The sequence below is a fragment of the Mycobacterium palustre genome (assembly GCF_002101785.1).
Lineage (GTDB): Bacteria > Actinomycetota > Actinomycetes > Mycobacteriales > Mycobacteriaceae > Mycobacterium > Mycobacterium palustre.
Genome location: NZ_LQPJ01000147.1, coordinates 18,903 through 42,614 on the forward strand (window position 1 = coordinate 18,903; position 23,712 = coordinate 42,614).

Here is a 23,712-nt window from a genome sequence, read left to right on the forward strand (position 1 = left end):
ACCACGAACATCGTCGGGATGCACTACCGCTATCCCGATCATTACGAGGTGGAGCGGGAAAAGATCCGCGAGTACGCGGTGGCCGTGCAAAACGACGATCCCGCGTATTTCGAGGAGGACGCTTCGGCCGAACTGGGGTACAAGGGACTGGTGGCGCCGCCGACGTTCATCAGCGTCTTCGGCTACAAGGCTCAGTCGGCGTTCTTCAAGTACGCGGGCATCACGGTCACCGACCAGCAGATCGTCCAGGTCGACCAGGTGCTCAGGTTCAAGCTGCCCATCGTCGACGGCGACAAGCTCTACTGCGACGTCTGGGTCGACTCGGTGCGTGAGGCGCACGGGACGCAGATCATCGTGACCAAGAACATCGTCACCAACGAGGCCGGTGACATCGTGCAGGAGACCTACACGACCCTGGCGGGCCGTGCCGGCGAGGATGGAGAAGAGGGATTTACTGATGGCGCTGCGTGAGTTCAGCTCGGTGAAAGTGGGTGACCAGCTTCCGGAGAAAACCTACCCCCTGACGCGCCAGGATCTGGTGAACTACGCCGGGGTCTCGGGCGACTTGAACCCGATCCACTGGGACGACGAGATCGCCAAGGTCGTCGGGCTGGACACCGCGATCGCCCACGGCATGCTCACCATGGGCATCGGCGGTGGCTACGTCACCTCGTGGGTCGGCGACCCGGGGGCGGTCACCGAGTACAACGTGCGGTTCACCGCCGTGGTCCCGGTGCCCAACGACGGCAAGGGCGCCGAGCTGGTCTTCAACGGCCGCGTGAAGTCGGTGGATCCGGAGAGCAAGTCGGTGACGATTGCGCTCACCGCCACCACCGGGGGCAAGAAGATCTTCGGCCGCGCCATCGCGTCGGCGAAACTGGCGTAACCCGATGGCCCTCAAGACCGATATCCGCGGAATGATCTGGCGGTACCCGGACTACTTCATCGTGGGCCGCGAACAACTCCGCCAGTTCGCGCAATCCATCAAAAACGACCACCCCGCGCACTATGAAGAGGCGGCGGCCGCCGAGCTCGGCTACGACGGCATCGTCGCCCCGATGACCTTCGTGACGATCTTCGCCAAGCTGGTGCAGCTGGACTTCTTCCGCCACGTGGACGTAGGCATGGAGACCATGCAGATCGTCCAGGTGGACCAGAGGTTTTTGTTCCACAAGCCGGTCCTGGCCGGCGACAAGCTGTGGGCGCGGATGGACATCCACTCGGTGGACGAGCGTTTCGGCGCTGACATCGTCGTCACCAAGAACATCTGCCATAACGACGAGGGCGAGCTGGTGCTGGAGGCCTACACCACGCTGATGGGGCAGCAGGGCGAAGAGTCCGCCAGGCTCAAGTGGGACAAGGAATCGGGACAGGTCGTCAGGACGGCGTAATCAGCAACGATTTCCTGCCCTAATGGGAATCGAGTACACTCGGACCTCGGGGTTTTCCCAGCGATCAGCGCGCTTTCCGTGAGTAGAACACTCGGGGGGCGCGCGTGTCATGTAAGCCCCGCTAGGTAAGCGCAGGTTGGCCTGCCAACCGCGAAGGGGCGTAGCTCAACTGGCAGAGCAGCGGTCTCCAAAACCGCAGGTTGCAGGTTCAAGTCCTGTCGCCCCTGCTGACGGCGGACCCCGCCATGGTGGACACTGGAAGAAGTGCCCACCAAGATGGGACGGTTCGCGGGACACTAGCAAACAAAGGAGCATGCGGTGAGCGACGAGGGCCCCGACATCGGTGCTGCCAACGACGCCGCACGCGACGGCGGCGACGCCGAGGACGGCGGCGCGCGCGGCGGCCGGACGGCGGTGGTGACCAAGCCTGTGGCGCGGCCACAGCGGCCTACCGGCAAACGGTCGCGGCAACGCCCCGCCAATGCCGACGTGCTCGGGACCGAGTCGACGGAGGAGGCCGAGGCCGGCGACGAAGCCAAGACCGGCAAGACCGACAAGACCAAGAAAGCCAAGGCGGCCAAGAAGCCGAAGAAAGCCGGGCAGCGCTCGGCCAACCCGTTCGTGTTCGTCTACAACTACCTCAAGCAGGTCGTTGCGGAGATGCGGAAGGTGATCTGGCCGAACCGCAAGCAGATGCTCACCTACACGTCGGTGGTGCTGGCGTTTCTGGCCTTCATGGTGGCGCTGGTCGGCCTCGCCGACTTCGGCCTGGCCAAGCTGGTGCTGCTGGTGTTCGGCTGAGCTTCGAAAGTGATAGAGAGGACTACAACCGTGACTACCTTCGACGGTGACACGTCCGCGGGTGAAGCGGTCGACCTGCAGGAGGCTGCCGAGCCCCAAGAGCCGGCCGAGGAGGTCGACCCGGCCGCCGCGCTGAAGGCGGAGCTGCGCAGCAAGCCCGGCGACTGGTACGTCATCCACTCCTACGCGGGCTACGAGAACAAGGTCAAAGCCAACCTGGAAACCCGCGTGCAAAACCTGGACGTCGGCGACTACATCTTCCAGGTGGAGGTGCCCACCGAAGAGGTCACCGAGATCAAGAATGGCCAGCGCAAGCAGGTCAACCGCAAGGTGCTGCCGGGCTACATCCTGGTGCGCATGGACCTGACCGACGACTCGTGGGCCGCCGTGCGCAACACCCCGGGAGTGACCGGGTTCGTCGGCGCGACGTCACGCCCGTCGGCCCTGGCGCTCGACGACGTGGTGAAGTTCCTGCTGCCGCGGGGCGCGACGAAGAAGGCCGCCAAGGGCGCGGCCAGCACCGCCGCGGTCGCCGAGGCGGGCGGGCTGGAACGTCCGGCCGTCGAAGTCGACTACGAAGTCGGCGAGTCGGTCACGGTCATGGACGGACCGTTCGCCACGCTGCCGGCCACCATCAGCGAGGTCAACGCCGAACAGCAGAAGCTCAAGGTGCTGGTGTCGATCTTCGGCCGTGAAACCCCAGTCGAATTGACGTTCGGCCAAGTCTCGAAGATTTAGACCCCACACAAGTCCGCAGGAAGGAAAACCGACATCTCATGGCCCCGAAGAAGAAAGTCGTTGGGCTGATCAAGCTGCAGATCCAGGCCGGGCAGGCCAACCCCGCCCCGCCGGTCGGGCCCGCGCTCGGCCAGCACGGCGTCAACATCATGGAGTTCTGCAAGGCCTACAACGCCGCGACGGAGAACCAGCGCGGTCAGGTCATCCCGGTGGAGATCACCGTCTACGAGGACCGCAGCTTCACCTTCGCGCTGAAGACCCCGCCGGCCGCCAAGCTGCTGCTCAAGGCCGCCGGCGTCGCCAAGGGCTCCGCCGAGCCGCACAAGGCCAAGGTGGCCAAGGTCAGCTGGGACCAGGTGCGCGAGATCGCCGAGACCAAGAAGGCCGACCTCAACGCCAACGACGTCGACGCCGCCGCCAAGATCATCGCCGGCACCGCCCGGTCGATGGGCATCACCGTCGAGTAGCAACCCGTCGGACGACGATGCGGGCCGGTGGCGGCCCGTGGAGAAGTCCGACAAAATCAACAGCGTGGGAGGGCCAGCTTCGGCCCGCCAACCACGACCCAACACCCGATTGGATGAATTAATGAGCAAGACCAGCAAGGCATATCGCGCCGCCGCCGAGAAGGTGGACCGCAACACCCTCTACACCCCGCTGCAGGCCGCCAAGCTCGCCAAGGAGACGTCGTCGGCCAAGCAGGACGCGACCGTCGAGGTGGCGGTCCGGCTCGGCGTGGACCCGCGCAAGGCCGACCAGATGGTCCGCGGCACGGTCAACCTGCCGCACGGCACCGGGAAGACGGCGCGGGTCGCGGTGTTCGCGGTCGGCGACAAGGCCGAGCAGGCGCAGGCCGCCGGCGCGGACATCGTCGGCAGCGACGACCTGATCGAAAAGATCCAGGGCGGGTTCTTGGACTTCGATGCCGCGATCGCCACCCCCGACCAGATGGCCAAGGTCGGTCGCATCGCGCGCATCCTGGGTCCGCGCGGCCTGATGCCGAACCCCAAGACCGGCACCGTCACCCCCGACGTCGCCAAGGCCGTCGCCGACATCAAGGGCGGAAAGATCAACTTCCGCGTCGACAAGCAGGCCAACCTGCACTTCGTCATCGGCAAGGCGTCCTTCGACGAGAAGGCCCTGGCCGAGAACTACGGCGCGGCGATCGACGAGGTGCTGCGGCTCAAGCCGTCGTCGTCGAAGGGCCGCTATCTGAAGAAGATCACCGTGTCGACGACAACGGGCCCCGGCATTCCGGTGGACCCGGCGATCACCCGCAACTTCGCCGAGGCGTAGCCCCACCGCCGACCGTCGATCCCGAGGCGTAACCCGTGAGGACCGGGCGCTAGCCCCCGCACTCGGCGATGCGCCGCCGCAGGAAGTCGCGGCCCGGCTCGGAACCGTTGGCGTCCAACGCAATTCGATACCACGTCAGGGCCTCCGCGGGCCGGCCCGCGCGCCGCAGCAGGTCGGCTCGCACGGTCGCGACCAGGTTGGAGCGGCTGAGCCGGGGATCGTGGGCCACCTCGTCCAGGGCGGCCAGCCCGGCGCCGGGGCCGTCGCGGAATCCGACGGCCAGCGCGCGGTTGGCGCGCACCACCGGGGAGTCGGTCAGCCCTACCAACCGGTCGTAGGCCGCGCAGATCGCGGGCCAATCCGTCTGCTCCCACGACGGCGCCGTCGCGTGCAGCGCGGCGATGACCGCCTGCGGCAGGTACGGGCCCGTCGACCCCTGGGCCCGCCGCAACCGGTCCAGGCCGCGGGCGATGCGGGCGCGGTCCCAACGCCGGCGGTCCTGCTCGTCGAGGGGCACCAGCGCCCCGGCGTCGTCGACCCGGGTGGCGCGCCGCGAATCGTGCAGCAGCATCAGGGCGGCCAGCGCGTGGGCCTCCGGCTCGTCGGGCATCAGCGCGCACAGCTCGCCGGCCAGCCGGACCCCCTCGTCGCACAGCTCGTCGCGAATCGCCGACGGGCCGGCCGTCGACCAATAGCCCTCGGTGAACACCGAGTAGATGCAGCCGAGCACGTGCGGTGTGCGCTCGCCCAGCAGCTCGGCGGGTGGCACCCGCAGCGGAATCTTGGCATGGCGAATCTTGTTCTTGGCGCGCGTGATTCGCTGGCCCACGGCCGCCTCGGTCTGCAGCAGCGCCCGGGCGATCTCGGCGACGGTCAACCCGGACACCAGCCGCAGGGTGAGCGCCAGCTGCGACTGCCGGTCGAGCGCCGGGTGCGCGCAGGTGAACATCATCCGCAGCTCGTCGTCGACGACCGGGTGCGGGTCGGCGCGATCGGTGCGGGCTCGGATCTGGTCAACCACGGCCGCCAATTCCTTTCCCGGGCGCGCCGATTCGCGGCGCAGCCGGTCCCGGGCGCGGTTGCGGGCCACGGTCAGCAGCCAGCCGCCTGGATGATCGGGGACCCCGTCGCCGGGCCAGGTGCGCAGCGCCTCGGCGCAGGCCTCCTGGACGGCGTCCTCGGCGACGGTAAGGTCACCGGACCACCGCGCGAGCGCGGCGACGGTCGGCCCCCACTCCCGCCGAAAGACGCCGTCCAGGTTGGTCATTGGCTCATCTAGAGCCCGGACACCCCGGCCAGCTGCCGCAGTTGCACGGTCGACGCGGGGATCATCGAAGCGAGCTTGACCGCCTCGTCGCGGTCCGCGGCGTCGAGGAGATAGATCCCGGTGGCGATCTCGGCGCCCTCCACGTAGGGGCCGTCGGTGATCAACACCTCGCCGTCGCGCACCCGCACGGTCGTCGCGGTGGACTTGTCGTGCAGCGCGGCGCCGCCGATGATGTGATCGCCCGCGGCGGCGTGCAGGTCGGCGTGCTTTGCCGCCACCGCCTCCCACTCCGGCGTGCCGGGCGTGTGTGCGGATGGCGCCGGTTCCAGCAGCAGCGCGAGCCAGTCATTCCCGGTGAGCTTGCGGGACAGGTCGACCGAGTGAACCGTGGGCCACACCTCCACGGCGCCGAACCGGGCGATCGGGACGTCGCGGGCCAGGGCCAGCGCCTCGTCGAGGTTTTCCGCCTCGAACATGTAGAAACCGCAGGCCACCTCCGCCGCCTCGGCGAAGGGCCCGTCGGTGACGACCGGGGAATCCGGGCCGCCGGTGATGACCGCCGCCGCGGCGGCGGGAGCCAGCGCATCTCCGGATTTGATCGCGGGGCCGGCCTGGGCGTGGAAGCTTTCCCATTCCGCCATCGCGGCGGCCGCATCGTCGGGCGTGCGCTCTTGTTCCCTGCTGATCAACAAGGCGAAGTACTGCATGTGTCGTCACCTTTCGGTAGTGAGCGAAACCCTGTGTTCCACTCTCTACCTACTCGACGAACGGCGCAGCCCCGATCCGACAGCTAGGCGGCGCCCGGCTTGAGGTAGGTCACCAGCCGGACGTCGAGCATCTCGTCGGTGAAGTAGTGCTCGCAGCCGCGCAGGTACTTCATGTAGCGGTTGTAGACCTCTTCGGAGGTGATCTCGATGGCCTTTTCCCGGTTGGCTTCCAGCGCGTCGCCCCAGATGTGCAGCGTCTTGATGTAGTGCGGACGCAGCGAAAGCGATTCCGGCACAACGAAACCGGCCTTCTCGCCGTGCTCGACCATCATCTCGGCCGACGGCAGCCGGCCACCCGGGAAGATCTCGGTGATGATGAACTTGATGAAGCGCGCCGTTTCGAAGCTCAGCTTCTTTCCGCGTGCCGCCATGTCGAACGGGTGATAGCCCACGCTGCTCTGGATCGTCATGCGGCCGTCGTCGGGCATGATGTCGTAGCAGCGCTTGAAGAAGTCGTCGTAGTTCTCGTGCCCGAAGTGCTCGAACGCCTCGATCGACACGATCCGGTCGACGGGGTCGTTGAAGTCCTCCCAGCCGTGCAGGCGCACCTCGCGGGAGCGGTCGGTGTCGAGCGCCCCCAGCACCTGCTCGCAGCGGGCGTGCTGGTTGTTCGACAGGGTCAACCCGATCACGTTGACGTCGAAACGCTCGACGGCGCGCTTCATCGTGGTGCCCCAGCCGCAGCCGACGTCCAGCAGCGTCATGCCCGGTTTGAGGTCGAGCCTGTCCAGGTTGAGGTCGATCTTGGCGTACTGCGCCTCCTCGAGCGTCAGGTCCGGCGGCTCGAAGTACGCGCAGCTGTAGGTCCGGGTCGGGTCCTGGAACAGGGCGAAGAAATCGTCGGAGACGTCGTAGTGCGCCTGAATGTCCTTGAATTGGCGCGTCCGCGTCTTCGTCGGGCTCGGTTGATCAGCCATTTTCCTTCTTGTTCTCCTGGATGAGGTCTAAGCCTAAGAACCTTACTTGAAGCTCACTTTTGCAAGGTGAACTGGTTGCAGTCGATGTAGCCCATCCGGAACGCCTTGGCCGACCCGATCAGGTACTTCATGTAGCGCTCGTAGACCTCTTCGGACTGGATCGCGATGGCCTCGTCCTTGCGCGCCTCGAGCGCCTCGGCCCAAAAGTCGAGGGTCTTGGCGAAGTCCAGCTGCAGCGACTGGCGGCGCGTCACGGTGAAACCGACCTTTTCCGAGTGTTCCTCGACGGTCTCGATCATCGGCAGCCGGCCGCCGGGGAAGATCTCGGTCACGATGAACCGGATGAACTTGGCCATCTCCATCGTCAGCGGGATGCCCCGCTCCATCACCTGCTTGACGTGCAGCCCCGTGATCGCGTGCAGCAGCATCACGCCGTCGGCCGGCAGGGCCTCGTAGGCGAACGTGAAGAAGTCGTCGTAGCGGTGAAACCCGAAGTGCTCCAACGCCTCGATGACGACTATGCGGTCCACCGGCTCGTCGAACTCGCCCCAGTCGCGCAGCAACACCCGCCGCGAGCGGTCGCTGTCCACCGAGTCGAGGACCTGCTGGCAGTAGGCGTGCTGGTTCTTCGACAGCGTCAGCCCCACGACGTTGACGTCGTAGCGCTCCACGGCGCGCTTCATCACCGAGCCCCAGCCGCAGCCCACGTCGAGCAACGTCATCCCCGGTTTCAGGCCCAGCTTGTCCAGCGTCAGGTCGATCTTGGCGACCTGCGCCTCGTGCAGGTTCATCCCCTCGCGCGGGAAGTACGCGCAGCTGTAGGTGCGGGTCGGGTCGACGAACAGGGCGAAGAACTCGTCCGACAGGTCGTAATGCGCCCTGACGTTGTCGGAGTTGGACCGCGTCCGCGTAGCGCCCACTCGATTTTCAGCCATAGGTCCTCCCGACTGCGGCCGTCCTCGGCACCCTACACGGGGTAGGGCGCAGCCCTTGCATTTAAAATCGCTTGCCCGTGACTTTCTCCAAGGTGAACTGGTTGACGTCGATGTAGCCGATGCGGAAGGCGTCGGCACATCCGGTCAGGTATTTGACGTAGCGCTCGTAGACCTCTTCGGACTGGATCGCGACGGCCTCGTCCCGGTGGGCCTGCAGCGCCTCGGCCCACAGGTCGAGGGTCCTGGCGTAGTGCGGCTGCAGCGACTGCCGGCGCGTCAGGGCGAAGCCCGCCTTCGCCGAGTGGTCGGCCACCATCTCGATCGACGGCAACCGTCCGCCCGGGAAGATCTCGGTGACGATGAACTTGATGAACCGGGCCATCTCGAAGGTCAGCGGGATGCCCCGCTCGACGCACTGCGGCCCCGTCAGCCCGGTGATCGTGTGCAGCAGCATCACGCCCGGATCGGGCGGGCCGGGCAGGACGTGGCGGGCCATCGCGAAGAAGTCGTCGTAGCGGTCGTGGCCGAAGTGCTCGAAGGCGCCGATCGAGACGATCCGGTCGACGGGCTCGTCGAACTGTTCCCAGCCGGCCAGCAGCACGCGGCGGGCGCGGGGGGTGTCCATCTGCTCGAAGACCTTCTGGACATGTTCGGCCTGGTTCTTCGACAGCGTCAGGCCCACGACGTTGACGTCGTACTTCTCGATGGCGCGCCGCATGGTGGCGCCCCAGCCGCAGCCGATGTCGAGCAGCGTCATCCCCGGCTGCAGCCCCAGCTTGCCCAGCGCCAGGTCGATCTTGGCGATCTGCGCCTCCTGCAGCGTCATGTCGTCGCGCTCGAAGTAGGCGCAGCTGTAGGTCTGGGTGGGGTCCAAAAACAGCCGGAAGAAGTCGTCGGAGAGGTCGTAGTGCGCCTGGACGTCGTCGAAATGCGGCGTCAGATCCTTGCCCATGGCGCCATGCCCCTCCCTGCGGCCGCGCCGGCCGCCGGTCACCTCACTTGACGAGGGTGAATTGCGCGACGTTGATCAGTCCGCGCCGGAACCGTTCCGCACAGCCGGTCAGGTAGTGCATAAAGTTGTCATACACCTCTTCGGACTGAATGGCGATGGCCCGCTCCCGATTGGCCTTCAAGTTGGCCGCCCAGGTGTCGAGGGTCTTCGCGTAGTGCGGCTGCAGCACCTGGGTTTCCTCGAGGGAGAACCCGGCGGCGGCGGCGTTGTCGACGATGTCGGGCTCCGAAGGCAGCTCGCCGCCCGGAAAGATCGACTCGCGCAAAAACTTTAGGAAGCGCAGGTCGCTCATCGTCAGCGCGATGCCCTGCTCGTGCAGCCACCGGCGGTCGTAGGTGAACAGGCTGTGCAGCAGCATCCGGCCGTCGCCGGGAAGGATGTCGTAGGAGCGTTCGAAGAACGCGCCGTAGCGCTCCTTGTGAAACGCGTCGAACGCCTCGAAGGACACGATCCGGTCGACCTTCTCGTCGAATTCTTCCCAGCCCTGCAGCCGAGCCTCCGCGTGCCGGTTGGTTTCAAGCTCGGCCAGCCGGGCCTTGCTGCGCTCGGCGTGGTTGTGGGACAAGGTAATTCCGATGACGTTGACGTCATACTTCTCCACCGCGCGCACCAGGGCGCCGCCCCACCCGCAACCGACGTCGAGCAGGGTCATCCCCGGCTCGAGGTTCAACTTGTCCAGCGCCAAATCCAATTTGGCGAGTTGGGCCTCCTGCAGCGTCATGTCGTCGCGCTCGAAATAGGCGCAGGTGTAGACCCACGTCGGGTCGAGGAACAGACCGAAAAACTCATCCGAAATGTCGTACGCCGCTTGCGAGTCTTCGTAATACGGTCTCAGCTCGGCCATTGTTAGACACCCTCCTAACGCCCAACCGTACAACCTGTGGGTGGATTTCTCCGACCGGCATGGCCCACGTCAGCCGGATCGCGCGAAGTTGCTAGTCAGCACTCCGATGACCTGATCCCACAGCTGCTGCGGCAGATCATGGCCCATGCCGTCGAATAACGCCAATCGGGCGTCGTCGATCGCCCGGGCCACCGCGCGGCCCCCGAAGGGCCGCATCAACTTGTCCGCCCTGCCGTGCAGAACGACGGTCGGCGCCGTGATCTTTCGGTCGTAGCGCACCAGGCTGCCGCTGCCCAGGACGGCATCGAAATGGCGGGCGATTCCCCACGGGTAGTAGCTGCGTTCGTAGCTTTCGATGGCCTCGGCCCGAAGTTGCTCCTCGGGCGGCAGGTAGCGCGGGCTTCCGATGATCTTGCTCACCCGGATGGCGTTGTCGACGATCACGTCGCGTGGCGAGTTCGGCGGCGGGCCCTTGATGAGGGCCAGCAGCTGGCGAGGACCGGGCGGCGGCAGGAACGCCGCGTTGTTGCTGGAGAAGATGACCGCAAGGGTCTTCGTCCGCTCGGCAAAGCGTGCGGCGAAGATCTGGGCGATCATGCCGCCCATCGACGCCCCGACGATGTGGGCGCGCTCGATGCCGAGGTGGTCCAGCACCGCGGCGGCGTCGTCGGCCATGTCCTCCAGCGCGTACGGCGCCTTGCTGCGCAGGCCGAGCCACGAGCGGACCAGCCGCGTCACCAACGGCTGCCCCGCGCCGCGGCGCTCGGTCTTGCTGGAGAGCCCCACGTCGCGGTTGTCGTAGCGGATGACGCGCAGGCCCTTGCCGACCAGCCTCTCGCAGAATTCGGTGCGCCACAGCAGCAGCTGGGCGCCCAGCCCCATGATCAGCAGGACGGGCGGGTCGTCGACGTCGCCCATGTCCTCGTAGTAGAGCTTCAGGTCACCCGAGGTGGCGGTCCCGGTGCGTATCTCCATCGGGCCGCCGCTACACCTCGACGTCGCTCTGGTGCTCGCGGCTGACCTCGACCATGAAGTTGGCGAAGTATCCGGTCAGCTGCGGATCGGACATCATCTGCCACTTCGGCGCCAAGAGCTTCATGTACCGCTCGACGTAAAGAAATTGCTTGCCGATCAGGACCAGCTCGCGGGGCAGCTTGACGTCGTAGGCGTCGGCCAGCGCCGAGAGCTGCCGCCCGATGTCGGCATACGACATGTCGCCCAGCGTCTGCATGGTCAGCGGGGTGGCGAACTTCTCGAGGTCCTTGGCGGCCTGGGCCTCCGGCTTCATGGTGCCCACGGCGCCCATCAGCACGACGATCTTGCCCGCCGCGGCGTGGTCCTTCTTGACCAGCAGCGCGTACACCAGCTCGCGCAGCAGCCAGCGGGTGCGCGGATCGATGCGGCCCATGATGCCGAAGTCGAAGAACACGATGCGGCCCGCATCGTCGACGTAGAGGTTGCCGGCGTGCAGGTCGCCGTGGAACAACCCGTGCCGCAGCCCGCCCTCGAAAAGCGAGAACAGCAACGCCTTGACCAGCTCGGTGCCGTCGAACCCGGCCTGGCGGATGGCCTTGACATCGTCGATGCGGATGCCGTGCACCCGCTCCATCGTCAGGACCCGGTCGCTGGTGAAGTCCCAGTACACCTGCGGCACCCGGATGTTGCGGCCCAGCGGCGAGGCGTGCAGGTGCGCCACCCACGCCTCCATCGACTGCGCCTCCAGCCGGAAGTTCAGCTCCTCGGCCAGGTTGTCGGAGAAGTCGGCGACCACGTCCTGCGCCGACAGCCGGCGGCCCAGCTTGGCCAGCTCGACGGCCTGGGCGAAGCGCTTGAGGATCTGCAGGTCGGCGGCGACCCTGCGGCGGATGCCCGGCCGCTGGATCTTGACGACGACCTCCTCGCCGCTGTGCAGCGTCGCGTAGTGCACCTGCGCGATGGACGCCGACGCGAACGGCGTCTCGTCCCACTTGGCGAACAGCTCGGCGGGGTCGCCGCCGAGCTCCTCGACGACCAGCTCGTGGACCTCGGCCGGGTCGGCGGGCGGGACCCGGTCCAGCAGGCCGCGGAACTCGCGGGACAGCGACTCGCCGAACGCGCCCGGGCTGGACGCGATGATCTGTCCGAACTTCACGTACGTCGGCCCGAGGTCGGCGAAGGTCTGCGGGAGCTGCTTGATCACCTTCTGCTGCCACGGCCCCCGGGCCGGCAGCTTGGTGAGGACGCGGGCGGCGCTGCGCGTGACTTGCCAACCGGTGGCCGCCATCCGGGCCGCTTCGACCGGTAGGGGCACCCGGTCGAGCTTGGCCACCTCGCGGTGCTTGGTAGAAGCCATTCCAGCAGTCTGCCAAATCGGCGGGGTCAAGTCCCAATCGCTGAGCGCGGTGCCGCTACGCGTCAGCGCGCTTCGGCCGCGCCTGCCGGGGTTGCCAGGGCGTCACCCATCCGTCGATCGTCCAGCCCTCCCGCGCGGCGATCAACTCATACATCGTGGCGCCGTCGATCGTTTCGCGGACGATGTCGGCGTGGCCGGCGTGCCGGGCCAGCTCGTTGATCACGTGCAGGATCACCCAGCGCACCGACCACGCCTTCTGGTTCCTGGGGAACCACGGGATGTCACGCGGGACGGGCACCGTGGCGTCCAGATCCGCGGTTTCGGCCAGGCGCAGCGACTGCGCGTTTTGCGCTTCGAACGCGCGCAGCAGCCCATCGAGGGTCTCGTCGGGCCGCATCACGTGCTGCTCGCCGAACTCCTTGGCGATCTCCTCGAAGGGCCGCGGGTCCTTCGGCGGCGCGTCGGGCGCGGCGGCCACGCGTGCCATCCAGGTGCGCTGCATGGCGGTGACGTGCTTGATCAAGCCGCCGACCGACAGGGCGCTGGCCGACGGGGTGGCGCGGGCCTGTTCGTCGGTGAGGCCGTAAGAGACGGCGAGATAGGCGCTTTGGTGGAAGGCCATGAATTCGCGCAGGGCGTTGCGCTCGTCGGTGACGGGAGGGGCGAGGGCGGGCATGACCAGATCCTAGGTCCAGATGCCTCCGCCGCGGCCCCTCGCGTCGTAAGGTGCGGGGGTGCAGGTCATTTCGGCGGACTCGACGGAGCTGTTCGTCGGTCCGCCGGACGCGCCGCTGCAGCTGGCGCGCATCGGCCTTGCGGGCTGCGTCGCCCCGACCCCGGTCCGCATCGACGGCGACGGGCTGAGCGGCGCGGCGACGGCCCAGCCCGGGTCCGGTGCCGTGGAGGTGCCGGTCACCGTCGCCGGCGCGGTCGTCGGTGAGCGGCGGGCGGCACGGGTGCACGCCGGCGGCGACATCACCGAGTTCGAGTTCACCATCGCCGAGCCCGGCTGGACCATGTTCATGGTCAGCCACTTTCACTACGACCCGGTCTGGTGGAACACCCAGGGCGCCTACACCAGCGAGTGGGTCGCGGACCCGCCGGGCCGGCAGGCCAACGGCTTCGCGCTGGTCCGCGCGCACCTGGAAATGGCCCGCCGCGAGCCCGAGTACAAGTTCGTGCTGGCCGAGGTGGACTACCTGAAGCCGTACTGGGACACCCACCCCGAGGACCGCGCCGACTTGCGCCGCTTCCTCGCCGAGGGCCGCCTGGAGGTGATGGGCGGCACCTACAACGAACCCAACACCAACCTCACCGGCCCGGAAACGACGATCCGAAACCTGGTGCACGGCATGGGTTTTCAGCGCGACGTGTTGGAAGCCGACCCGGCCACCGCGTGGCAGCTCGACGTGTTCGGCCACGACCCGCAGTTTCCGGGGATGGCCGCCGACGCCGGGTTGACGTCGAGCTCGTGGGCCCGCGGGCCGTTCCACCAGTGGGGCCCCGCCCACGGCGAAGGGGTGGACCGCATGCAGTTTCGCAGCGAGTTCGAGTGGATCGCGCCGTCGGGCCGCGGCCTGCTGACCCACTACATGCCCGCGCACTACGGGGCGGGCTGGGGGATGGACGAAGCCACCACGCTCGCCGACGCCGAGGAGGCGACCTACCGGCTGTTTTGTCAGCTCAAGGGCGTCGCTTTGACCCGCAACGTGCTGCTGCCCGTCGGCACCGACTACACGCCGCCCAACAAGTGGGTCACCGCGATCCACCGCGACTGGGCGGCGCGCTACACCTGGCCGCGCTTCGTGTGCGGGCTGCCGCGCGAGTTCTTCGCCGCGGTGCGCGCCGAACTCGCGCGGCGCGGGGGCGAGCCGTCGCCGCAGACCCGCGACATGAACCCGATCTACACCGGCAAGGACGTCTCCTACATCGACACCAAGCAGGCCAATCGGGCCGCCGAGGACACCGTGCTGGCCGCCGAGCGCTTCGCCGTGTTCGCCGCGCTGCTGGCCGGCGCCGAGTACCCGCAGGCCGCCCTCGCCAAGGCGTGGGTGCAGCTGGCCTACGGCGCGCACCACGACGCGATCACCGGGTCGGAATCCGACCAGGTCTACCTCGACCTGCTGACCGGGTGGCGCGACGCCTGGGAGCTCGGCCGGGCCGCCCGCGACAACTCCCTGTCGGTGCTGTCCGGCGCGATCGGGGGCGACGTGATCGTGTGGAACCCGTTGGCGCAGCGGCGCACCGACGTCGTCACCGTCCGCCTCGACGCGCCGCTGGGCCCCGGCGTGCGGGTGTTCGACCCCGGGGGCGCCGAGCAGCCCGCGCTTGTCGAGCACGACGGGCGGTCGGTGAGCTGGCTGGCGCGCGACGTGCCGTCGCTGGGCTGGCGGGCCTACCGGCTGGTTTCCGACGCCGAACCGCGCCGCTGGGAACCGATGCGCGGCACGGCGATCGGCAACGAGCACTACCGGCTGGCCGTCGATCCCGCCCGCGGCGGGGCGGTGGCGTCGCTGGAACGCGACGGCCGCCAGCTCATCGCCGGCGGCCGGCTGGGCAACGACCTCGCCGTCTACGAGGAGTACCCGGCGCACCCGACGCAGGGGGAGGGCCCGTGGCACCTGCTGCCCAAGGGTCCGGTGGTGTGCTCGTCGGAGTCGCCGGCGCGGGTGCGGGCGTATCGCGGGCCGCTGGGGGAGCGGCTCGTCGTGCAGGGCCGGGTCGGCGGCGTGCTGCGCTACACCCAGACCCTGACCCTGTGGCACGGCGTGGCGCGGGTGGACTGCCGCACCGTCATCGACGAGTTCACCGGCCAGGACCTGCTGGTGCGGCTGCGGTGGCCCTGCCCGGTGCCCGGCGCCATGCCGGTCAGCGAGGTGGGCGACGCCGTCGTCGGGCGGGGCTTTGCGTTGCTGCACGAGCCTCCCGGTGGCGGGCGCTCGGTGGACACGGCGCGGCACCCGTGGACGCTGGATAACCCGGCCTACGGCTGGTTCGGGCTGTCCTCGGCGGTCCGGGTGCGGATCGGCGACCGCGTGCGGGCGGTGTCGGTGGCCGAGGTGGTGTCGCCGGACGAGGCGGTGTCCGGGCCGCTTGCGCGCGGGTTGATGGTCGGGCTGGTCCGGGCCGGCGTCACGGCCACCTGCAGCGGCGCCGACCGGCCGCGCTACGGCCACCTCGGCGTCGACTCCAACCTGCCCGACGTGCGCATCGCGCTGGGCGGCCCGTCCCGCAACTCGTTCACCAAAGACGTTCTGACCCAGGCTGATTCGTGGTACACCGACGAACTCGAACGGCAGCTGGCGCAGACGGGCCGGGCCCGGGTGTGGGTGCCGGCCGCGACGGCGTTGGCGGCCGTGTGGGTGCCCGGCGCCGACCTGCGCGCGCCGCTGGCGCTGCCGGTCCTGATCGTCGACGGCCGCGACGACGACGGCCTGGCCGCCGCGATCGCGTCGCTGGTCGACGAGCTGGGTGGCGCCGAGATCGGCGTCACCCAGCGGGCGCCGTCGGGCTTAAGCTCCTTCGAAGACCGCTTCGAAGACCGCACCGTCGCGCTGCTCAACCGCGGGGTGCCCAGCTTCGCCGTCGACACCGACGGCACGCTGCACACCGCGCTGATGCGGTCCTGCACCGGCTGGCCGTCGGGCATCTGGATCGACGACCCGCGCCGCACCGCGCCCGACGGCTCCAGCTTCCAGCTGCAGCATTGGACCCACGCGTTCGACTATGCGCTCGTCACCGGCGACGGCGATTGGCGGCGCGCCCAGATCCCAAGCGCCAGCGCCCAATTCGCCCACCCGCTGCTGGCCGTGCGCCCCAGCCCGCCGGGCGGCGACCTGCCGCCGGAGGGATCGCTGCTGCGCGTCGAACCCGACGGCGCGGTGCAACTGGCGGCCCTCAAGGCCGCCGGCAACCCGCTGGCCGCCGGCCGCGCCCGGCGGGCCGACCCCGCCGAGGTGGCCCTGCGGCTGGTGGAGGCCACCGGCGCCGGCGCCCGCGTGACCGTCCGGTCCGACCACGCCGACGTCGCCGGGCTGCGGCTCGCCGACCTGCTGGAAAGCCCGCTGGGCCCACCCGCGGGATCGGTCGACCTGCACGGCTACCAGGTGGCCACCGTGCTGGCCCGACTCGAAACACCGGGCGCACCAAGGGGTTCCGGCGAGCTGGCCCCGAACGCCGAGGCGGCGCAACCGCTGTACGCCCGCTACTGGCTGCACAACCGCGGCCCCGCGCCGCTCGGCGGCCTGCCGGCCGTCGCCCACCTGCACCCCCATCGGGTGGCCGCCGACCCCGGCGAGCGGGTGGCGCTGCGCCTCACCGCGGCCAGCGACTGCACCGACGCCGCCCTGAGCGGCGCGGTGCGGGTGCTGTGCCCCGACGCCTGGTCCGCCGCCCCCGCCGAGCTGCCCTTCAGCCTGCGCAGCGGCGAGCACCGCGAGGCCGACGTGGTCGTGACGATCCCGGCCGGCGCGCCGCCGGGCCTGTATCCCGTGCGCGCCCAGCTCCGCGTCGCCGGGGACGGCGTGCCGGCGGCGTGGCGCCAGGCGGTCGAGGACGTGTGCGTCGTCGAGGTCGGGGCCCCCGACGAGGCGGACCTCGTCTACCTCGTCGACGGGCCGGCCGACGTCGAGGTCGCGGCCGGGGCCACGGCGCGGCTGGCCGTCACGGTCGGCACCCACGCCCGGGCCCCGCTGGCGCTCGAGGCCCACCTGATCAGCCCGTGGGACACCTGGGAGTGGATCGGCCCGGCGGCGCGCGGCGCCGCGCTGGCCGCCCACGGCACGGTCGAACTGGGCTTCGACGTGACGCCGCCGCCGTGGCAGGACCCCGGCCAGTGGTGGGCCCTGGTCCGGGTGGGCTGCGCCGGGCGGCTCCTGTACTCCGAGGCGGTGCGGGTGACGGTGACATGAGCCTCGACACGGTGGCAACCGTTGCGGGGGAACCGATTTCGGTGGCGGAGGTCGACGCGGCCGAGGCCCGGCTGCGCGCCGGCGCGGGCGCGGCCCGGCTGCCCGCCGCCGGCACCGGCGAGGGCCGGCAACTGCGCCGCTGGCTCACCCAGCTGATCGTGACCCGGCGGGTGGTCGCGGCCGAGGCGGTCGCGCGCGGCCTGACCGCCCGCGACGCGCCGGCCGAGGCCGACGTGCTGCCCGACGCGACGGCGCGGCTGGAGATCGGCAGCGTCGCCGCGGCCGCGCTGGCCGATCCGCTGTCGCGGGCGGTGTACGCCGACGTCACCGCGGCGGTCCGGGTCAGCGATGACGATGTGGCCGCCTATCACGCCCGCAACCCGCTGCGGTTCGCCGCGTCGAGCGCGGCCCCGGACGGCTGGCGCGCGCCCGCGCTCACCGCGCCGCCGCTGGACGAGGTGCGGCGGGTGATCGCCGAGCATCTGCGCGGCGCCGCGCGCCGCCGCGCCTTCCGGGTGTGGCTCGACGCGCGCCGGGCCGCGCTGGTCGAGCTCGCGCCCGGCTACGAGCATCCCGGCGACCCGCGCCAGCCCGACAACACCCACCGGCACTGACGGCCATGCTCACCCTCGCCCTGGACATCGGCGGCACCAAGATCGCCGCCGGCCTGGCCGACGCCGCCGGCGCCCTGGTGCACACCGACATCCGGCCCACCCCGCCCGGGGGCGGGGCCGAGGAGGTGTGGGCGGCGGTCGCCGCCACGATCGCCGACTGCCTGCGCGCAGCCGGTGGGCCCGTCGCCGCGGTGGGCATCGCGTCCGCCGGGCCCGTCGACCTGGCCCGCGGAACCGTCAGCCCGATCAACATCGAAGGCTGGCAGGGCTTCCCGCTGCGGGACCGGGTCGCGGCCCTGATTCCGGGGGCGCCCGGCGTGCCGGTGCGGCTGGCCGGCGACGGCGTGTGCATGGCGCTTGGCGAGCACTGGCTCGGCGCGGGCCGCGGGGCCCGCTTCCTGCTCGGGATGGTCGTGTCCACCGGCGTGGGCGGCGGACTGGTGCTCGGCGGCGCCCCGTACACCGGGCGGACCGGCAACGCCGGACACGTCGGTCACGTGGTGGTCGAAGAGGACGGGGCGCCGTGCACCTGCGGCGGCCACGGTTGCGTCGAAACGGTCGCGGCCGGCCCGTGGCTGGTGCGCTGGGCGCGGGCCAACGGCTGGGCCGCGCCGCCCGGCGCCGGCGCCCGAAACCTGGCCGCCGCGGCGGCGGCCGGCGACCCGGTGGCGCGGCGCGCCTTCGGCAGGGGCGCCCGCGCGCTCGCGGCGATGATCGCCTCGGTGGCGGCCGTCTGCGACCTGGACCTCGTCGTTTTGGGCGGCGGCGTCGCCAACGCCGGGCCGCTGCTGTTCGACCCGCTGCGCGCGGCCTTGGCCGGCTACGCCGGACTTGACTTCCTCGCCGGGCTGCGGGTGGTGCCCGCCGAACTCGGCGGCCAGGCCGGCCTGGTCGGGGCGGCCCGGCTGGCGGGGCTGCCGTAGCGGCTTGTTTTGGCTGATCGCGGGGCGCCACGCTATCCTGGTTGGCGATCCACCGAAGACCGTCGGTCACCGAGAAATCGGTTGAAGGTCCGGGAGCATCCCGGCGGCCCACGCAGGAGGACGAGGCAGCACGCCGGCGCGAGCCGGCGCGTATTTTCGCCCCGGCCGCTTCCTGCGCCGGGGCGTTCGTCGTTTTTGAGGTGGTCGCAGAGGACACGTCGCACGACTTCACACCAGGAGGTATGCATGGCCCGGGCTGACAAGGCCACCGCCGTTGCAGACATCGCCGAGCAGTTCAAGGAGGCGACGGCCACCCTCATCACCGAGTACCGCGGTCTGACGGTGGCCCACCTCGCCGAGCTGCGCCGGTCGCTGGCGGGCTCGGCCACCTACACGGTCGCCAAGAACACGCTGATCAAGCGCGCCGCGTCGGACGCCGGGATCGAGGGGCTCGACGAGCTGTTCGCCGGCCCGACGGCCATCGCGTTCGTCCGGGGCGAGCCGGTCGACGCCGCCAAGGCCATCAAGACCTTCGCCAAGGAGAACAAGGCGCTGGTCATCAAGGGCGGCTACATGGACGGCCACCCGCTGACGGTCGCCGAGGTGGAACGCATCGCGGACCTCGAGTCGCGCGAGGTGTTGCTGGCCAAGCTGGCCGGTGCGATGAAGGGCAACCTCGCCAAGGCGGCCGGCCTGTTCAACGCGCCCGCCTCGCAGGTCGCCCGCCTGGCGGCCGCGCTGCAGGAAAAGAAGGCCTCCCAGGCAGGCCCGGAGACCGCCGAGACCCCGGCCGACGCCGAATAAACCCCCACCCAAACCAGGAAGGACCCACACCATGGCAAAGATCTCCACCGACGACCTGCTCGACGCCTTCAAGGAGATGACGCTGCTCGAGCTTTCGGACTTCGTCAAGAAGTTCGAGGAGACCTTCGAGGTCACCGCGGCCGCCCCGGTCGCGGTCGCCGCCGCCGGCCCCGCCGCCGGGGGCGCCCCCGCCGAGGCCGCCGAGGAGCAGTCGGAGTTCGACGTCATCCTCGAGGCCGCCGGCGACAAGAAGATCGGCGTCATCAAGGTGGTCCGCGAGATCGTCTCCGGCCTGGGCCTCAAGGAGGCCAAGGACCTGGTCGACAGCGCGCCCAAGCCGCTGCTGGAGAAGGTCGCCAAGGAGGCCGCCGACGAGGCCAAGGCCAAGCTCGAGGCCGCCGGCGCCACCGTCACCGTCAAGTAAGTCGACGCGCGCAAACCCCCGGGACGCCAGGTCCCGGGGGTTTGGCGCGCTCAGCGCGGGCGGCTCGCGGCCTCCTGCGACCGCGCCACCCGCTCGGGTGAGTCACCGAGGGCCACGAAGAAGTTCGCCGTCATCGCGCGGAGCACCGGCGCGACCGCCGCTCCGTCGTCGCCGTAGAAGCCGGCCAGCTCGAGCATCACGAACCCGTGGATCAGCGCCCAGAACTGGGCCGCCGTCGCCACGACCGCCTCGTCGCCCGGCGCCCCCGCGCCGATCCGCCCGGCCAGCATGGACCGCCGCACGGCCCGCACCACGTGCGCGAAGCTGGGAATGTGCTGCTCGATCTCGGCGACCGTCAGGGCCAAGACGTTGCCGGCCGGCGCGTTGATGCCGTGGGCGCTGGTGCTGCCGAACATCAACCGATACATGTGCGGGCGCTCGATGGCATAACGCCGGTAGGCCACGCCCAGGGCGAACAGGTCGGCGACCGGGTCCTCGGTCTCGGGCAGCGTGAGTGCGGCGTCGAACTGCCGCAGGCCCTCGTCGGCGACCGCGGCGATCAGGCCGCGCATCCCGCCGAAATGGGTGTACAGCGCCATCGTCGAGGTCCCCGCGGCCCCGGCCACCCGCCGGGTCTGTAGCGCGTCCGGGCCCTGCTCGTTCAGCAGGCCGACGGCGGCGCGCAGCATCTCGTCGCGAACGCTGCGCGCGCCCTGCTGGGTCTCCGAAGTCATCCTTGCCACCTTCTCACCGTCGGCGTACCGTTCTTATAACGCTGAAATAACGATGTTATAGGAGCTCGGCCATGACGTCCACGCAGACCGTCCAGACCCGCAATCCGTACCTCGAGGGCTTTTTGGCGCCGGTAGGCGCCGAGGTGACCGCCACCGAGCTCGAGGTCACCGGGCACATCCCCGAGCACCTCGACGGGCGCTACCTGCGCAACGGACCCAACCCGGCCGAAGAGGTCGACCCGGCCACCTACCACTGGTTCAGCGGCGACGGCATGGTGCACGGCGTCGCGCTGCGCGACGGCAAGGCCCGCTGGTACCGCAACCGCTGGGTGCGCAGCCTGTCGGTGTCCGCCACCCTCGGCGAGCCCGCCCCGCGCCGGCTCGACCCCCGGGCCGGGATGCTGTCGCTGGGCGCAAACACCAACGTCGTGACCCACGCCGGCCGCACCCTGGCGCTGGTCGAGGGTGGGGTCGCCAACTACGAGCTGACCGAGGAGCTCGACACCCTCGGGACCTGCGACTTCGACGGCACGCTGGCCGGCGGCTACACCGCCCACCCGCACCGCGACCCGCGCACCGGCGAGCTGCACGCCGTGTCCTACTCGTTCGCGCGCGGGCGCACCGTGCAGTACTCGGTGATCGACACCCACGGGCGGGCCCGCCGGACCGTCGACATCGAGGTGTCGGGGTCGCCGATGATGCACGACTTTTCCCTGACCGACAAATACGTGGTGCTCTACGACCTGCCCGTCACCTTCGACCCGGTGCAGGTCGTGCCGTCGAGCGTGCCGGGCTGGCTGGGCGCCCCGGCCCGGCTGGTGCTGCAGTCGCTGATCGGGCGCGTGCGGGTGCCCGGCCCGATCAGCGCGATGATGAACCGCAACCCCAAGCATTCCGACCGGATGCCGTACGCGTGGAACCCCGACTACCCGGCGCGCATCGGGGTGATGCCGCGCGAGGGCGGTGACGACGCCGGAAAAGCCGACGTCCGCTGGTTCGACATCGAACCCTGCTACGTCTACCACCCCCTCAACGCGTACTCCGAAATGCGCGGCGCCGCAGAGGTTTTGGTGCTCGACGTGGTCCGCTATTCGCGGATGTTCGACCGCGATCGGCGCGGTCCCGGCGACACGCCGCCCACGCTGGAGCGCTGGACCGTCGACCTGGCCACCGGCGCGGTGAGCACCGAGTGCCGCGACGACCGGCCGCAGGAGTTCCCCCGGATCGACGAAACCGTGCTCGGCCGGCGCCACCGCTACGGCTACACCGTCGGCTTCGGATACCTCGGCGACAAAGCGACCGAGTCGCCCACCGCGGTGTACAAGCACGACTACGCGACCGGCTCGCGCGACGTCGCCCGCCTCGATCCCGACATTTTGGTCGGCGAGATGTGCTTCGTTCCCAACCCCGGGCGCGGCCCGCTGGAAACGGCCGAAGACGACGGCGTCCTGATGGGCTACGGCTATCACCGCGGACGGGACGAGGGCCAGCTGCTGCTGATCGACGCCCGCACCCTCGAGCCCATGGCCACCGTGCACCTGCCGCAGCGGGTCCCGATGGGCTTCCACGGCAACTGGGCGCCCGCTAGCTAACACGCGCGTCAAATAATTCCGCCGCGACGCGGCCTCCCTGGGTCTCAGGTCGGCCAATTTTTACCGGCGGCGCTGCCCAACCGTGATGCACCTCAGGGCCGTGCGCTACAGTGACTCATGCCACACAAAAGGGCAGGTGGCGGGCACGAGCGTCGACGGAAGGATTGCCCATGGGCGTCGCTATCGAGGTGAAGGGGCTCACCAAGTCGTTCGGTCCCTCCAGGATTTGGGAAGACGTGACGCTGGACATCCCTCCAGGGGAGGTCAGCGTGTTGCTGGGGCCGTCGGGTACCGGCAAATCGGTGTTTTTGAAGTCTCTGATCGGGTTGCTGCGCCCGGAGCGCGGGTCGATTTTGATCGACGGCACCGACATCCTGCAGTGTTCGGCCAAGGAGCTTTACGAGATCCGCACGCTGTTCGGCGTGATGTTCCAGGATGGCGCCCTGTTCGGTTCGATGAACCTGTTCGACAACGCGGCGTTTCCGTTGCGCGAGCACACCAAGAAGAAGGAAAGCGAGATCCGTGACATCGTCATGGAGAAGCTGTCTTTGGTGGGTTTGGGTGGGGACGAAAAGAAGTTTCCCGGCGAGATTTCCGGCGGTATGCGCAAGCGCGCCAGCCTGGCCCGCGCGCTGGTGATGGATCCGCAGATCATCTTGTGCGACGAGCCGGACTCGGGTCTGGACCCGGTGCGTACCGCCTATTTGAGCCAGCTGATCCTTGACATCAACGCCCAGATCGATGCCACGGTGCTGATCGTGACGCACAACATCAACATCGCGCGCACCGTGCCTGACAACATCGGCATGCTGTTTCGGCGCAAGCTGGTCATGTTCGGCCCGCGCGAGGTGCTGCTGACCAGCGACGAGCCGGTGGTGCGCCAGTTCCTCAACGGCCGGCGCATCGGGCCGATCGGCATGTCGGAGGAAAAGGACGAGGCGACCATGGCCGAGGAGCAGGCCGCGCTCGAGGCGGGCCAGCACGCCGGCGGTGTCGAGGAGATCGAGGGGGTGCCTCCGCAGATCGTGGCGTCGCCCGGGATGCCCGAGCGCAAGGCCGTCGCCCGCCGCCAGGCCCGGGTCCGCGAGATCCTGCACACCCTGCCCAAGAAGGCGCAGGCGGCGATCCTCGACGACCTCGAGGGCACCCACAAATACAAGTCCCACGAGTTCGGTGGCGAGTGACCCGAGAATTTTGCGCTAACTTGGCGCAACTTGCCGCCCCGCCCCCTTGACGACGGGGCGCAAACGGGTCAGTCTGTTGGGCAGCATGTACCCACGGGAAGGCCGAGATGCCAGCCAGCGCCGATCTCCCTGGGCCTGTTGGTGTGGGTAGTTGAGGAATGCGCGGTCCTGCGCTATTGTTGGACGTTGCGCTGGCTACCTCCTGCCCACCTCACCCGCCACTTGAC

24 protein-coding genes and 1 tRNA gene are annotated in these 23,712 nt (G+C 69.5%); 15 read left to right on the forward strand and 10 right to left on the reverse strand.

The genetic code is table 11. The features are described 5' to 3' along the window. The first annotated feature begins 18 nt into the window (after positions 1-18). The 8 genes from hadA (at position 19) to rplA (ending at position 4,226) form a co-directional block, all read left to right on the forward strand. A complete protein-coding gene (hadA, locus tag AWC19_RS26570; RefSeq protein WP_276043402.1) occupies positions 19-471 on the forward strand; it encodes a (3R)-hydroxyacyl-ACP dehydratase subunit HadA in 453 nt (150 codons plus the stop codon). Then, complete coding sequence (hadB, locus tag AWC19_RS26575) at positions 458-886, forward strand: (3R)-hydroxyacyl-ACP dehydratase subunit HadB (protein WP_003903106.1); 429 nt, start codon at positions 458-460, stop codon at positions 884-886. The genes hadA and hadB overlap by 14 nt, the downstream gene beginning before the upstream one ends. Positions 887-890: 4 nt before the next feature. Beyond that, complete coding sequence (gene hadC, locus AWC19_RS26580; protein WP_085081065.1) at positions 891-1,391, forward strand: (3R)-hydroxyacyl-ACP dehydratase subunit HadC; 501 nt, start codon at positions 891-893, stop codon at positions 1,389-1,391. Positions 1,392-1,545: 154 nt separating this feature from the next. Then, a tRNA-Trp gene (locus AWC19_RS26585) sits at positions 1,546-1,618 on the forward strand. A 91-nt stretch (positions 1,619-1,709) separates the two neighbouring features. Beyond that, a complete protein-coding gene (gene secE, locus AWC19_RS26590) occupies positions 1,710-2,192 on the forward strand; it encodes a preprotein translocase subunit SecE (RefSeq protein ID WP_085081066.1) in 483 nt (160 codons plus the stop codon). Positions 2,193-2,222: 30 nt separating this feature from the next. Then, positions 2,223-2,930 carry a transcription termination/antitermination protein NusG gene (gene nusG / locus AWC19_RS26595; protein WP_085081067.1) on the forward strand — a complete coding sequence of 236 codons (708 nt, stop codon included), beginning with the start codon at positions 2,223-2,225 and terminating at the stop codon, positions 2,928-2,930. Positions 2,931-2,968: 38 nt separating this feature from the next. After that, positions 2,969-3,397 (forward strand): 50S ribosomal protein L11, encoded by a 429-nt coding sequence (rplK, locus tag AWC19_RS26600; protein ID WP_085081068.1) that lies wholly within the window; start codon positions 2,969-2,971, stop codon positions 3,395-3,397. Between the two features lie 121 nt (positions 3,398-3,518). Next, positions 3,519-4,226: a 50S ribosomal protein L1 gene (rplA, locus tag AWC19_RS26605; RefSeq protein WP_085081069.1), complete on the forward strand. Its 708-nt coding sequence runs from the start codon at positions 3,519-3,521 to the stop codon at positions 4,224-4,226. Positions 4,227-4,275: 49 nt separating this feature from the next. Here rplA and AWC19_RS26610 read toward each other — a convergent pair whose 3' ends face one another. The 9 genes from AWC19_RS26610 to AWC19_RS26650 form a co-directional block, all read right to left on the reverse strand. Further along, entirely contained in the window at positions 4,276-5,493 is a 1,218-nt protein-coding gene (locus AWC19_RS26610) for an RNA polymerase sigma factor (protein WP_085081070.1), read from the reverse strand. Between the two features lie 8 nt (positions 5,494-5,501). Next, on the reverse strand, positions 5,502-6,200 hold the full coding sequence (locus tag AWC19_RS26615; RefSeq protein WP_085081071.1) for a YciI family protein: 699 nt from the start codon (positions 6,198-6,200) through the stop codon (positions 5,502-5,504). An 83-nt stretch (positions 6,201-6,283) separates the two neighbouring features. Beyond that, positions 6,284-7,177 (reverse strand): hydroxymycolate synthase MmaA4, encoded by an 894-nt coding sequence (gene mmaA4 / locus AWC19_RS26620; RefSeq protein WP_085081072.1) that lies wholly within the window; start codon positions 7,175-7,177, stop codon positions 6,284-6,286. A 53-nt stretch (positions 7,178-7,230) separates the two neighbouring features. Beyond that, positions 7,231-8,112 carry a methoxy mycolic acid synthase MmaA3 gene (gene mmaA3 / locus AWC19_RS26625; protein WP_085081073.1) on the reverse strand — a complete coding sequence of 294 codons (882 nt, stop codon included), beginning with the start codon at positions 8,110-8,112 and terminating at the stop codon, positions 7,231-7,233. Positions 8,113-8,173: 61 nt separating this feature from the next. After that, a complete protein-coding gene (gene mmaA2 / locus AWC19_RS26630) occupies positions 8,174-9,064 on the reverse strand; it encodes a cyclopropane mycolic acid synthase MmaA2 (protein ID WP_085081098.1) in 891 nt (296 codons plus the stop codon). Between the two features lie 43 nt (positions 9,065-9,107). Then, positions 9,108-9,968 carry a mycolic acid methyltransferase MmaA1 gene (mmaA1, locus tag AWC19_RS26635; RefSeq protein WP_085081074.1) on the reverse strand — a complete coding sequence of 287 codons (861 nt, stop codon included), beginning with the start codon at positions 9,966-9,968 and terminating at the stop codon, positions 9,108-9,110. Between the two features lie 69 nt (positions 9,969-10,037). After that, complete coding sequence (locus AWC19_RS26640; protein ID WP_085081075.1) at positions 10,038-10,943, reverse strand: alpha/beta fold hydrolase; 906 nt, start codon at positions 10,941-10,943, stop codon at positions 10,038-10,040. A 10-nt stretch (positions 10,944-10,953) separates the two neighbouring features. After that, entirely contained in the window at positions 10,954-12,300 is a 1,347-nt protein-coding gene (locus AWC19_RS26645) for an ABC1 kinase family protein (protein ID WP_211285007.1), read from the reverse strand. A gap of 55 nt (positions 12,301-12,355) precedes the next feature. Beyond that, positions 12,356-12,976, reverse strand: coding sequence for a DinB family protein (locus tag AWC19_RS26650; RefSeq protein WP_085081076.1), 621 nt, complete (start codon positions 12,974-12,976; stop codon positions 12,356-12,358). Positions 12,977-13,034: 58 nt separating this feature from the next. Here AWC19_RS26650 and AWC19_RS26655 point away from each other — a divergent pair, with 58 nt between their 5' ends. From AWC19_RS26655 to rplL, 5 genes are all read left to right on the forward strand, one after another. Then, on the forward strand, positions 13,035-17,210 hold the full coding sequence (locus AWC19_RS26655; RefSeq protein ID WP_085081077.1) for a glycoside hydrolase family 38 N-terminal domain-containing protein: 4,176 nt from the start codon (positions 13,035-13,037) through the stop codon (positions 17,208-17,210). Next, complete coding sequence (locus tag AWC19_RS26660) at positions 17,207-17,824, forward strand: DUF7158 domain-containing protein (protein ID WP_085081078.1); 618 nt, start codon at positions 17,207-17,209, stop codon at positions 17,822-17,824. Before AWC19_RS26655 ends, AWC19_RS26660 begins: the two co-directional genes overlap by 4 nt. Positions 17,825-17,829: 5 nt before the next feature. Next, complete coding sequence (locus AWC19_RS26665) at positions 17,830-18,747, forward strand: ROK family protein (RefSeq protein ID WP_085081079.1); 918 nt, start codon at positions 17,830-17,832, stop codon at positions 18,745-18,747. Between the two features lie 246 nt (positions 18,748-18,993). Further along, positions 18,994-19,551: a 50S ribosomal protein L10 gene (rplJ, locus tag AWC19_RS26670; RefSeq protein WP_085081080.1), complete on the forward strand. Its 558-nt coding sequence runs from the start codon at positions 18,994-18,996 to the stop codon at positions 19,549-19,551. Positions 19,552-19,582: 31 nt separating this feature from the next. Then, on the forward strand, positions 19,583-19,975 hold the full coding sequence (gene rplL / locus AWC19_RS26675) for a 50S ribosomal protein L7/L12 (protein ID WP_085081081.1): 393 nt from the start codon (positions 19,583-19,585) through the stop codon (positions 19,973-19,975). 50 nt (positions 19,976-20,025) lie between these two features. Here rplL and AWC19_RS26680 read toward each other — a convergent pair whose 3' ends face one another. Continuing rightward, positions 20,026-20,709, reverse strand: a complete 684-nt coding sequence (locus AWC19_RS26680; RefSeq protein ID WP_085081082.1) for a TetR/AcrR family transcriptional regulator — start codon at positions 20,707-20,709, stop codon at positions 20,026-20,028. Positions 20,710-20,780: 71 nt separating this feature from the next. Between AWC19_RS26680 and AWC19_RS26685 the strand changes: the two genes are divergently transcribed. Together AWC19_RS26685 and AWC19_RS26690 are read left to right on the forward strand one after the other, a co-directional pair. Continuing rightward, positions 20,781-22,301 (forward strand): carotenoid oxygenase family protein, encoded by a 1,521-nt coding sequence (locus AWC19_RS26685; protein WP_085081083.1) that lies wholly within the window; start codon positions 20,781-20,783, stop codon positions 22,299-22,301. Positions 22,302-22,471: 170 nt separating this feature from the next. Beyond that, positions 22,472-23,485 (forward strand): ABC transporter ATP-binding protein, encoded by a 1,014-nt coding sequence (locus tag AWC19_RS26690; protein WP_085081084.1) that lies wholly within the window; start codon positions 22,472-22,474, stop codon positions 23,483-23,485. Positions 23,486-23,712 lie beyond the last annotated feature (227 nt).